Annotated in this window: 11 protein-coding genes; 5 read left to right on the forward strand and 6 right to left on the reverse strand. The window is 76.1% G+C overall.

Annotated features, from left to right (window positions below):
* The coding region (locus ABD358_RS28170; protein WP_344633994.1) for a heavy metal translocating P-type ATPase at window positions 1–1,276 on the reverse strand (1,276 nt) is incomplete at its 3' end.
* A gap of 73 nt (window positions 1,277–1,349) precedes the next feature.
* Window positions 1,350–1,631 carry a heavy-metal-associated domain-containing protein gene (locus ABD358_RS28175; protein ID WP_344633995.1) on the reverse strand — a complete coding sequence of 94 codons (282 nt, stop codon included), beginning with the start codon at window positions 1,629–1,631 and terminating at the stop codon, window positions 1,350–1,352.
* A 176-nt stretch (window positions 1,632–1,807) separates the two neighbouring features.
* Here ABD358_RS28175 and ABD358_RS28180 point away from each other — a divergent pair, with 176 nt between their 5' ends.
* Together ABD358_RS28180 and ABD358_RS28185 are read left to right on the forward strand one after the other, a co-directional pair.
* A complete protein-coding gene (locus tag ABD358_RS28180) occupies window positions 1,808–2,776 on the forward strand; it encodes a hypothetical protein (RefSeq protein WP_344634004.1) in 969 nt (322 codons plus the stop codon).
* 280 nt (window positions 2,777–3,056) lie between these two features.
* Window positions 3,057–3,416: an ArsR/SmtB family transcription factor gene (locus ABD358_RS28185; protein ID WP_344633996.1), complete on the forward strand. Its 360-nt coding sequence runs from the start codon at window positions 3,057–3,059 to the stop codon at window positions 3,414–3,416.
* Between the two features lie 339 nt (window positions 3,417–3,755).
* Here the strand turns inward: ABD358_RS28185 and ABD358_RS28190 are convergent, their stop codons facing one another.
* Entirely contained in the window at window positions 3,756–4,457 is a 702-nt protein-coding gene (locus ABD358_RS28190) for an adenosylcobinamide amidohydrolase (RefSeq protein ID WP_344633997.1), read from the reverse strand.
* Between the two features lie 115 nt (window positions 4,458–4,572).
* On the opposite strand from ABD358_RS28190, the gene ABD358_RS28195 reads away from it, so the two are divergent.
* On the forward strand, window positions 4,573–4,782 hold the full coding sequence (locus ABD358_RS28195; RefSeq protein ID WP_344633998.1) for a hypothetical protein: 210 nt from the start codon (window positions 4,573–4,575) through the stop codon (window positions 4,780–4,782).
* 475 nt (window positions 4,783–5,257) lie between these two features.
* Here ABD358_RS28195 and ABD358_RS28200 read toward each other — a convergent pair whose 3' ends face one another.
* Entirely contained in the window at window positions 5,258–5,818 is a 561-nt protein-coding gene (locus tag ABD358_RS28200) for an RICIN domain-containing protein (RefSeq protein WP_344633999.1), read from the reverse strand.
* A gap of 200 nt (window positions 5,819–6,018) precedes the next feature.
* On the opposite strand from ABD358_RS28200, the gene ABD358_RS28205 reads away from it, so the two are divergent.
* A complete protein-coding gene (locus ABD358_RS28205; protein ID WP_344634000.1) occupies window positions 6,019–6,762 on the forward strand; it encodes an HAD family hydrolase in 744 nt (247 codons plus the stop codon).
* A gap of 37 nt (window positions 6,763–6,799) precedes the next feature.
* Here ABD358_RS28205 and ABD358_RS28210 read toward each other — a convergent pair whose 3' ends face one another.
* Entirely contained in the window at window positions 6,800–8,503 is a 1,704-nt protein-coding gene (locus tag ABD358_RS28210; protein WP_344634001.1) for a SpoIIE family protein phosphatase, read from the reverse strand.
* 158 nt (window positions 8,504–8,661) lie between these two features.
* Window positions 8,662–9,645: an NAD(P)/FAD-dependent oxidoreductase gene (locus tag ABD358_RS28215; RefSeq protein ID WP_344634002.1), complete on the reverse strand. Its 984-nt coding sequence runs from the start codon at window positions 9,643–9,645 to the stop codon at window positions 8,662–8,664.
* Between the two features lie 91 nt (window positions 9,646–9,736).
* Between ABD358_RS28215 and ABD358_RS28220 the strand changes: the two genes are divergently transcribed.
* The gene (locus tag ABD358_RS28220) at window positions 9,737–10,348 is read left to right on the forward strand and encodes a helix-turn-helix domain-containing protein (RefSeq protein WP_344634003.1); all 612 of its coding nucleotides are present in this window, start codon (window positions 9,737–9,739) and stop codon (window positions 10,346–10,348) included.
* Window positions 10,349–10,364: the final 16 nt, after the last annotated feature.

A 10,364-nucleotide genomic window follows, 5' to 3' on the forward strand; every position in this document is an offset into this window, starting at 1 on the left:
CGCGTCCGGTGCCGACCAGCAGCGCGGTGGGGGTGGCCAGGCCCAGGGCGCAGGGGCAGGCGATGATCAGGACGGCGACGGCGGCGGTGAACGCGGCCGTCCAGCCGGCGCCGTTGCCGAGCCAGAAGCCGAGGGTGCCCAGGGCGAGGGCGATGACGACGGGGACGAAGACGGCGGAGATCCGGTCGGCGAGGCGCTGGGCGGCGGCCTTGCCGCTCTGGGCGTCCTCGACCAGCTTCGCCATCCGGGCGAGCTGGGTGTCCGCGCCGACCCGGCCGGCCTCCACGACCAGCCGTCCGCCCGCGTTGACGGTGGCGCCGGTGACGGTGTCGCCGACCCCCACCTCGACGGGTACGGACTCGCCGGTGAGCATGGAGGCGTCCACCGCGGAGGAGCCCTCGACGACGGTGCCGTCCGTGGCGATCTTCTCGCCGGGACGCACCACGAACCGGTCGCCGATCCTCAACTCGGAGACGGGTAGGAGCACTTCGCGGCCCTCCCGCAGGACGGTGACCTCCTTGGCGCCCAGTTCCAGCAGGGCGCGCAGGGCGGAGCCGGCCTTCCGCTTGGAACGGGCCTCGAAGTACCGCCCGGCCAGGACGAACGCGGTGACGCCGGCGGCGGCCTCCAGGTAGATGTTGCCGGCCCCGTCGGTGCGGGCGATGGTCAACTCGAAGGGGTGGGTCATGCCCGGGGTGCCGGCGGTGCCGAGGAACAGCGCCCACAGCGACCAGCCGAAGGCGGCCGAGGTGCCCACCGAGATCAGGGTGTCCATGGTGGCCGCGCCGTGCCGGGCGTTGGTGAACGCCGCCTTGTGGAAGGGCCAGGCGGCGTAGGTGACGACCGGGGCGGCCAGCGTCAGGGACAGCCACTGCCAGTACTCGAACTGCCAGGCCGGGACCATGGCCATGGCGATCACGGGCACGGCCAGCACCACCGCGGTGACCAGCCGCTGCCGCAGCGGACGCAGCTCGTCGCCGTCGTCCGCCGGGGCCGTCCGCTCTCCCGCTCCCGCGCCGGTGCCGGTGCCGGGGGAGGCGGATTCGGGGGCCGGCGGGGCGGCGGTGTAGCCGGTCGCCTCGACGGTGGCGATCAGGTCGGCCACCTCCACGCCCTCGCCGTAGGCGACCCTGGCCTTCTCGGTGGCGTAGTTGACGGTGGCGCTCACCCCGTCCATGCGGTTGAGCTTCCTCTCGATGCGGGCGGCGCACGAGGCGCAGGTCATCCCGCCGATGGCGAGTTCGACCTCGGTGGTTTCGCCGGCGTGGGTGGTCATCGCGGTTCCTCGGTGAAGGGGGCGGGTGCGGGGCCGCGGGTGCGCGGCCCCGCACGGGGGTGGGGGAAGGGGTTCAGGCGATGCGGCCGGTGAGCTCGTAGCCCGCCTCGCCGACCGCCTCGGCCAGCAGCGCGTCGTCGGGCGCGCCGCCGGTGGTGACGGTGACACGGCCGGCCGCGACGTCCACCTCGACGGACAGGACGCCGTCGAGTCCGCCGACGACCCGGGTGAGCGTGGCCGCGCAGTGACCGCAGCTCATGCCGGCGACCGCGTAGACGGTGGTGGCGCCTTCGGCGGCCGGGGACTGGGCGGTACCGGTCGAGCAGCTTCCGCCGGGAGTGCAGCAGGACGACATGGTTCTTCCTCCGGGAAGGATCAGGAGATACCCCCCAGGGGTACCTCGGGCGTGGTCATGTATACCCCCTCCCCGTATCCGCCGCAAGTCGCCGACGGGGGCTTGCGGATACCCCTCGGGGGTATATTCTCCAGGTGTTGCGCCCGTCCGGGCGGAGCCGATCGATGGAGAACACCATGAACACCGCGCTGAAGATCACCGCGTTCACCGCCGCGCTCGCGGCGTCCTTCGGAGCCGCGTACGGGGTGGGGAACGCCGTGGACCCCCTCGCCGGCCCGGCCCCCGCCGCCCATGCCGAACGCGGCGACCACGGGGAGGACGGCGGGCACGACGGGGGCGGCCATGGGGAGGGCGGCCACACGGCCGCACCCGCCGGCGGCCTCAACGTCTCCGAGGGGGGTTACACCCTCGACCTGGCGACCCCGCGCGTGACCGCCGGGAAGAGGACCGAGCTGCGCTTCGCCATCCGCGGCGACGACGGACGGCCCGTCACCGCCTACCGCACCGAACACGGCAGGCAACTGCACCTGATCCTGGCCTCCCGGGACCTGGACACCTACCGCCACCTGCACCCCGTCCGGGCCGCCGACGGCACCTGGAGCACGCCGGTCGAGCTTCCCGGGGCGGGCGACTACCGCGTCTTCGCCGACTTCACCCCCGCCGCCGAGGGCGCGGAGAACCTGACGCTCGGCGCCGACCTGGCCGTCTCCGGCGCCTACGAGCCCGGCGGACTCCCCGAACCGTCCTCCCGGGCCACCGTCGACGGCTACACCGTCACCCTCGACGGCGCCCTGCGGCCCGGCGAGGCGAGCGGACTCGACCTGACGGTCACCCGGGACGGCCGCCCGGTCACCGATCTGGAGCCCCACCTCGGCGCCTACGGCCACCTCGTCGCCCTGCGCTCCGGAGACCTGGCCTACCTGCACACCCACCCGGACGGAGAACCCGGCGACGGAGCGACCCGGCCCGGTCCCACCGTCTCCTTCACCGCCACCGCGCCCAGCGCGGGCGCCTACCGCCTGTTCCTGGACTTCAAGCACGAGGGCAAGGTCCGCACCGCCGCCCTCACCGTCACCGCGGGCGGGGAGGAGGGCCGGGAGCACGGTGGGGGGAGGAGCCGGGGGAGCGGTGAGCACGGACACTGACCGGACCGCCCCGGCCCGGCGGAGGAACGGTGCCCCGCGACGCGATCCCCGGCGCCGGGAACCTGCGCACCGGGTGGAAGGACCTGCGCCACGGACCCCGGCGGCACTCCCGCCCGGGCGGGCCGGCGATCCGGATCCCCGGGGCCATGGGGACGGGGCGGCCGAGGACCCGCCACGCGTGGCGCCGAGGTCCCCTCCGGGGGCGGCGCGCCTGCCCGGCGGTCTCGCGGCCGGTCGGCGGACCCGGTCCCGCTGATTCGACATGTGTCAACATGGGCGTATGCCGAACGCGAAGGTGCTGCCGGTCCGGGCGACAGACGCGGCGCCGTGCTGCCCGCCGCTGACCGAACGCCCGCTGACCGCAGAGGAGGCCGAGCGGGCCGCCGTGATGTTCAAGGCGCTCGGCGATCCGGTGCGCCTGCGGCTGTTCTCGCTGGTCGCCTCCCACGAGGGCGGCGAGGCGTGTGTCTGCGACATCTCCGACGTGGGCGTCTCCCAGCCCACCGTCAGCCACCACCTGAAGAAGCTGAAGGAGGCCGGCCTGCTCACCTCCGAGCGGCGCGGCACCTGGGTGTACTACCGCGTCGAGCCGTCGGTGCTCGCCGCCATGGGGCGGATCCTCGCCTCCGCCCCCGTCTGACCGGCCCGGCGGGACGGACGGAAACGCGGAGGAGACCGGAACGCGGAAGACGGCACGGGAAGGCCCCGGCCGAGAGGGGGGAGTCTCGGCCGGGGCCGGTCTGAGGGGTGCGGGCGCCGGTGACGGCGGTCGCCTGCGCGGCGAGTGGCTCTGCGAGGCTTCAGCCGGACGATCGTCCTCGCAGGCTGTGGGTGAGGCCCGGGGACACTGTCCCGCCACCGGCGCCCGCGACGAGTACAACCACCACCCCGCCCCGGCCATTCCGCACCGAACGGACGAATCCGGTATGACCCATGACACTCCCGGACGATTGACCGAATCCGGTGCGTGGGCGGCCCGTCACCCCAGGCGGGACGCGCGCTCGCACGCCCGGAGAGTGCTCCGGTGCACCGCGCGGGCGATCCGCGCACCCCACAGCGAGCGCGGACCGGCGAACGGCTCCGGCGCCATGCCCTCCTCCGGCAGCGGGGCGGCGACGCACACGGCGTCTGTCGGGGTGCCGGACGCGTCGACGCCGGCGTCCCGCAGAGCCTGAACCTTGGCCTCGGTCGCGGTGGCGACGGCGTTCACCAGCGCCGCGTCGGAGAGCGGAACCGGAACGGACACCACGATGTTGATTGTCCCCGCGGGCTCCGGGCCCGTGCGGCCGGGCGCCGGGTCGGCGGCCCAGCCGCGCACGCCGATCCCGGCGGTCACCAGGGCCTCCACCCCCTCGTCGGCGGACCAGCACCGGTCGCCGACGGACGCCGCCGTCATCAGCCCCACGCCCGGCCCCGGCGCTCCGGCGTCCGCCGCCAGCCGGGCCAGGTGCGCCGCGGGATCCAGCCGCCGGTAGCCGGGCGGCACCTGCGCGTTGAGGACCCAGTGCCGCTCCCCGAGGCCGCCGCCCAGCGGAGCGCTGGAGATCATGCGCCGGCCCTCGCCCGGAACCCACAGCAGCAGGGGCCAGGCGCCGGCGCCGTCCGGCTCGGTGCGGGAGAGCAGCGGCAGGTCGCCCAGAGCGGACAGGTCCGAGGCAGGACCGGAGGCGGTGAGGGACATTGCCGCACCCTAACCCGCCGGCCGGAACACCCGGGAGGCCGGGGAGCGGGCCGCCCGGACGGCCGGACGCCGTCCGGTGCGGCTGTGAGGCTGCCCGTGCGGGTAAACGTTCCTCATGACTGATGTCGTGGACGCAGACGAACTCCTCCGCCGCATCCGGGTCGCGCGGGACTGGGCGGCGGAGCAGGAGACCGAGTTCGGGGAACGGGCGAACAGCGGCAGCGGCGGCGAGGCGACGGCGGCGAGCATCAGCCACGTCGCCTTCGCGGCGGTCCGCGAGGCGCTGGACGAGATCATCAGCCCCGGAAAGCACCACGCGGACTGAACGGCGCAGCGGAGGGCCGGCCGGCGGTTCCGTTCGCCGCCCGGCGCGCCCCGCCCCGGCCGCGCCGGGCGTGCGGTACGGCCGGGACGGCCCCCGAGGACGGGCCGTCGGGCGGACGGACGGCCCCGGCCGCGCCGGGAACCCCGCCGCCGGGGCCGTCCGCCAAGGCCACCACCGGCGCTGCCGGGACGAGCAGTGCCCCGGCCGTGCCGGCCGCCCGCCGGGGGCGGCCCCGCCGGACCGCGGACCGCCCGCGAACCGCGCCTCCGTGCTCCCCGTTACCCCCCTCGCGTTCCGACTCGGCGGTGAGGGGGCGGAGTTGGGACGGCCTCCGCACGGACGGCCCCGCCCGGCCGGGACCGGCCCCGCCGCGCGCCCGGGCCCGCCCCGCCGCTCACCCCGCCGCGCCCGCGGGTGAGTCCGTGCCGTCCGGCGGACGGGAGGCGGGAGCTGCGAGCGGGTGGCGGCTCCCGGGTCAGGCGACCGGGTGCGAGACCGCCAGCCAGGTGGCCCGACCGCGGCGGTCGCAGGGGTACTGGGCCAGCTGCGGGGTGCTTCCGCCGCTCCCGGGAACGGCGAGGCACTTCCCGCTGCCGCGTGCCACCAGCCGGTAGCCGTCGCCGTCCCGGACGAATCGCCACTGCTGGCCGTGCGTCCGGCCGTCGCTCCAGTCGCCGACCCTGCAGCCGTCCTGGACGGCCGGGGCGCCGTCCAGGTCGGCCTGCCCCGACACGTCCAGGCACAGGCCGCTGTGGACCGAGACCAGCTGGTAGTGGCCGCCGGCCGTGGGCCTCAGCTCCCACAGCTGGTGGGAGGCGGCCGCCCACGGCGCCCCGACGACCCGCGCCCGCGGTTGCCGGGACGCGCCGGCGACCGTGGCCGCCTGCCCGGGAGCGTCCGCCGGCCGGAGCGAGACCCGCTCCGGCTGCTGTTCGGTCCGCGGCGCCGCGGAGGACGGCAGCCCCAGGGAGACCACCGCCAGCAGCACTCCTGCCGCGACCGCGCCCGCACGGCCGGACCGTCGTTTGCCCACCATCCGAAAACCTCCCCGTGAGGGATGAAGAGATACTTCCGGAAGAAGTGTGACAATCAGTTGGTTTCCCGTCCGGTTTCCCCGCTTTCCCCGCACCCGGACGGGGTACGTCCGGACGCCGGTCGGGGCGCGCGCCGGTACGGGGAGGGCGGGGAGCGGGGCCGGCCGGCCGGACGCGGGGCGGGCGCGGCTAGGGTCCTGGCATGGTCTTCACCGCCGTGGTCTTCGACTTCTTCGGAACGCTGACGCCGCACACGCCCGCCGAGGTGTGGGACGAGCACGCCGCCCGCAGCGCGGCACCCCTCGGGATACCGGCCCGGACCTGGCGGGCGGCGCTCGACGACTCCTTCCCCGAACGGGCCGTCGGAGCCCTGGGAGACCTGCGGCAGACCCTCCGGACGCTGGCGCGCCGCTGCGGCGCCGATCCCGGCGAGGCCGCGCTGGCCGCGGCGTGCGAGGCCAGGCGCGCCGCCCAGCGGGAGCTGTTCGTCCTGCGCGAGGAGGCCCTTCAGGCCGTGGAGCGGATACGGGCCCGCGGACTGCGGGTGGGCGTGCTGAGCGACTGCACCGTGGAGCTGGCGGAGGACTGGCCCGCCCTGCCCCTGGCGTCGCGGGTGGACGCCGCGGTGCTGTCGTGCCTGGAGGGGCGGCGCAAGCCCGACCCCGAGTTCTTCGGCACGGTGGTCCGCCGCCTCGGCGCGGACCCCGGCCGGTGCCTGTACGTCGGGGACGGGGGCGGCGACGAACTCCGGGGCGCCTCCGCGTACGGGATGACGGCGGTCATGCTGAGGGACCCGGACCGGGCGGACGCGGCCCGCGCCCGCCGGTACGCCTGGACCGGACCGGCCCTGACGTCGCTGTCGCAGGTGCCGGCCGTGCTGGACGACCCCTCCGTGCTGGACGAGCCGGCCGCGTCCCCGCCCGGCCCCGGCCCGGCACCGGAGTGAGGGAGGCCCCGGCCCCCGCGGGTCCCCTGCCCCGGTCTCAGCCGCCGGGCACGCGCACGACGAGCAGGGCGACGTCGTCGTCGTTGTCCGGCGGCCGGACGCGTTCGAGGAGCAGGTCGCAGAAGACGTCCAGCGGCCGGTCGGCGAGTGCGGCGGCGTGCCGCCGGAGCCTGGCCAGTCCCTCGTCCAGCGAGCGCCTCCGCTCCTCGACCAGACCGTCGGTGTAGAGCACCAGGGTGGTCAGCGGCGGCAGCGACACCAGGGCGTCGGTGCGCTCCGTCTCCAGGCCGGTGCCCAGGAGGGCGCCGTGCCCCCCGTGGAGGTAGCGCGCCTGCCCGTCCCGGCTGATCAGGAGCGGCGGCAGGTGGCCGGCGTTGGTGCCGCGCACCGTCCACGGTCCGCCCTCCGGATCGCCCGCGCCCTCCAGACGGGCGAACAGCATGGTGGCCATCGGCGCGTCGCTGAGGGGGACCAGCGCCTGGTCGAGTCGGCCGACGACGACGCTGGGCGGCTGCCCGTAGTCCCAGGCGAACGCCCGGAGCATGTTGCGGACCTGCGCCATGCTGGCCGCGGCCTGCAGGTCGTGACCGACCACGTCGCCGATCGCCAGGGCGATGGTCCCGTCCGGCAGCCGGAAGACGTCGTACCAGTCGCCGCCGACCTGCGACGCGTGCGGGGCGGGCACATAGCGCACGGCCAGCTCCAGCCCCCGGATCTCCGGCGGGTGGGGCAGCAGATGGCGCTGCATGGTCTCGGCGACCGCCCGCTGGCGCTCGAAGAGCTGGGCGTTCTCCATGGCCAGGGCGGCCCGGCGGGCGATGTCGTCGGCCAGGGCCAGCTCGGAGACCTCGAAGGGCCGCCGGTGCGCGGCCCGGCCCAGGGTCAGGGACCCCAGCACCCTCCGCGGGGCCCTGAGGGGAACGACGGCCGCGGAGCGGATGCCGGTCGCCCGGAGCAGGTCGCCCTGCACGGCGGCGAGCCCCGAATCGGGCGCCGCGTAGTCCCCCGGGCCCACCAGCGCCGAGGGCGCGCCGCGCAGCACACTGGCGGGCGGGAGGGAGGAGTTCAGGGGCACGGGAGGCAGCGGACCCTCCAGGTCCTCCCGGCGCGCGTACCCGTCCTCCTCCTGGCGGACCACCCTCCGGCGCCACAGCTCGCCCTCCTCGGTGAACAGGTCCACCGCCATCCAGTCCGCCAGCCGGGGCACGGTCAGCGGTGCCAGCCGGTCCAGCATGTTCTCGACCTCCAGGGTGGACGAGAGCGTCGTGGTGGCCTCGGCGAGCAGGGCCAGCCGCTCGACGAGTCCCAGGAGACCGGCCGGGCGCTCCTCCGCCTCCCCGCCCGGGAGGTCGAGACCGTGGAAGAGCAGCAGCGCCCCGGCCGTCCGCCCGCCGGCCCGGTACGGCGTGACCGTCCAGGCCACCGGCAACAGCGTGCCGTCCCCGCGGGCGAGCCACTCCTGCCCGCCCTGCTCCGTCCGGCCGCGCATGAGGGCCTGCGCCATCCGGCACTCCGAGCGCTGCACGGCCACCCCGCCCTCCCGCCGGTGCAGCAGGTCGTGGGCGTCCTGGCCCACCATGTCCTCCCCGCGCCGCGCGAGCAGTTCCTCCGCCCGGGCGCTGACCGCGAGGATCCGCCCGCGGACGTCCACCAGATAGGCGCCGGCGTCGGCGGAGTGCAGCACCTCCCACACCTCGGGGCCCACCGGTCCGCGGCGGGGCCCGCCGCCCTCCACGGTCATGCCGGGACCTCCTCGCGCTCTGCGGATGCTCAGAAAGCTATCAACCGAGCGGAGAAGCGCATCCGGGCATGACCGGGGAGCGCCTTTTGCGCGGCGGATCCGGAACGCTCCCCGGTGGCCCGCGCCGGGGCGCGGCCCGCCGGGCACGGGCCGCGTCCCTACCGCACGGGGGAGGAGGGCGGGGTCGCGTGCGTCGCGCGGTGCTCCTCGACGGCCCGGGCCACCTCCTCGTCCACCAGGTCGTGGTCGATGGCGACCGCGGCGACCGACCCCATGCCGGCCGCGGTGATCACCTGGGCCCGCCGGTCGGCCACGTTGCCGACCGCCCACACCCCCGGCACGCTCGTCCGGCCCGAGGCGTCGGTGACCACCCAGCCGTCCTCGTCCCTCTCGCACCCCAGGCCGGTGAGCAGGGCGTCGTGGGGCACCGCACGGGGGAGGACGAACACCGCCTCACGGGGCACCACCCGGCCGCCGGCCAACTCGACCCCGCGCAGCCGGTCGTCCTCCACCACCAGACGGCGGACCGCGCCGTCGACGACGCGCACGCCGCGGGCGGCCAGCCACTCGCGCTCGTCGCCCGACAGGGACAGGATGTGCGGGAAGAAGACGGTGTCGTCCGACCACTTCCGCACCAGCAGGGCCTGCTGCACCGAGCCCGGTCCGGTGCCGAGCACCGCGACCGGCCGGTCGCGCACCTCGTGGCCGTGGCAGTACGGGCAGTGCAGCACGTCCCTGCCCCACCGCTCCCGCACACCGGGAAGACCGGGCAGCTCGTCGCGGAGCCCGGTGGCCACCAGCAGCCGCCGCGCCCCCGGCGTCGGGCCGCCGGCCAGGTGTGCGAGGAAACCCGATCCGGTCCGGTCGATCCGGTCCACCCGGCCCCCGATCAGCTCCGCGCCGTAGCCGGCGGCCTCGGCGCGCCCCGCCTCCAGCAGGGCCGCCGGAGACATCCCGTCCCGGGACAGGAAGCCGTGCATGTGCGCGGCCGGGGCGTTGCGCGGCTCCCCGGCGTCCACCACCGCCACCCGGCGGCGGGCCCGGGCCAGCACCAGCGCGGCGCTGAGCCCGGCCGCGCCCCCGCCGACCACCAGCACGTCGTACCCCGGACCGTTCTGCGGTCCGCTCATCGTGTCGCTCATGACGACCACCTCCGCTCCCCAGGCTGCGCACTCCATCCCAAGACGGCAAACTTCGTTGCCGTTCCCGGGAAAAGGCGGTGCAATGGGCGGCATGGACTCCTCACCCGCCATCGCCCAGACCCTGGCCGAGGTCGGCCCCCGCCTCAAACGCCTGCGCACCCGGCGGGGGATGACCCTGGCGGAGCTGTCCGAGGCCACGGGCATCTCCAAGAGCACCCTGTCCCGCCTGGAGTCCGGGCAGCGCCGCCCCAGCCTCGAACTCCTCCTCCCCCTGGCCCAGGCCCACCGGGTCCCCCTGGACGAACTGGTCGGCGCGCCCGAGGTCGGCGACCCCCGCATCCGCCTCACCCCCCGGCGCGTGCACGGCAACGTCGTGGTGCCCCTGACCCGGCAGCCCGGGCCGCTGCAGACCTACAAGATGGTCCTCCCGGCCGACCGGAACACCCCCGAGCCCCGCACCCACGAGGGCTACGAGTGGCTCTACGTCCTCTCCGGGCGGCTGCGCCTGGTCCTCGCCGACCGCGATCTGGTGCTGGGCGCGGGAGAAGCGGCCGAGTTCGACACCCGGCTGCCGCACTGGTTCGGCTCCACGGGCGAGGGTCCCGTCGAGATCCTCAGCCTCTTCGGCCGCCAGGGCGAGCGCATGCACGTCCGTGCCCGGCCCCGCGCCCGGACCGACCGGGACGCGGAGACCGGGCGGTGAGGGAGAGCGAGGGGGG

This window comes from Streptomyces glaucosporus (genome assembly GCF_039533345.1).
GTDB lineage: Bacteria > Actinomycetota > Actinomycetes > Streptomycetales > Streptomycetaceae > Streptomyces > Streptomyces glaucosporus.

Excerpts from the sequence above, each read along its gene's own strand:
- ABD358_RS28205 (WP_344634000.1), top strand. The coding sequence starts at position 6,019 with ATGGTCTTCACCGCCGTGGTCTTCGACTTCTTCGGAACGCTGACGCCG.
- ABD358_RS28210 (WP_344634001.1), bottom strand. The coding sequence starts at position 8,503 with ATGACCGTGGAGGGCGGCGGGCCCCGCCGCGGACCGGTGGGCCCCGAG.
- ABD358_RS28175 (WP_344633995.1), bottom strand. The coding sequence starts at position 1,631 with ATGTCGTCCTGCTGCACTCCCGGCGGAAGCTGCTCGACCGGTACCGCC.
- ABD358_RS28220 (WP_344634003.1), top strand. The coding sequence starts at position 9,737 with ATGGACTCCTCACCCGCCATCGCCCAGACCCTGGCCGAGGTCGGCCCC.
- ABD358_RS28195 (WP_344633998.1), top strand. The coding sequence starts at position 4,573 with ATGACTGATGTCGTGGACGCAGACGAACTCCTCCGCCGCATCCGGGTC.
- ABD358_RS28215 (WP_344634002.1), bottom strand. The coding sequence starts at position 9,645 with ATGAGCGACACGATGAGCGGACCGCAGAACGGTCCGGGGTACGACGTG.
- ABD358_RS28180 (WP_344634004.1), top strand. The coding sequence starts at position 1,808 with ATGAACACCGCGCTGAAGATCACCGCGTTCACCGCCGCGCTCGCGGCG.
- ABD358_RS28200 (WP_344633999.1), bottom strand. The coding sequence starts at position 5,818 with ATGGTGGGCAAACGACGGTCCGGCCGTGCGGGCGCGGTCGCGGCAGGA.
- ABD358_RS28185 (WP_344633996.1), top strand. The coding sequence starts at position 3,057 with ATGCCGAACGCGAAGGTGCTGCCGGTCCGGGCGACAGACGCGGCGCCG.
- ABD358_RS28190 (WP_344633997.1), bottom strand. The coding sequence starts at position 4,457 with ATGTCCCTCACCGCCTCCGGTCCTGCCTCGGACCTGTCCGCTCTGGGC.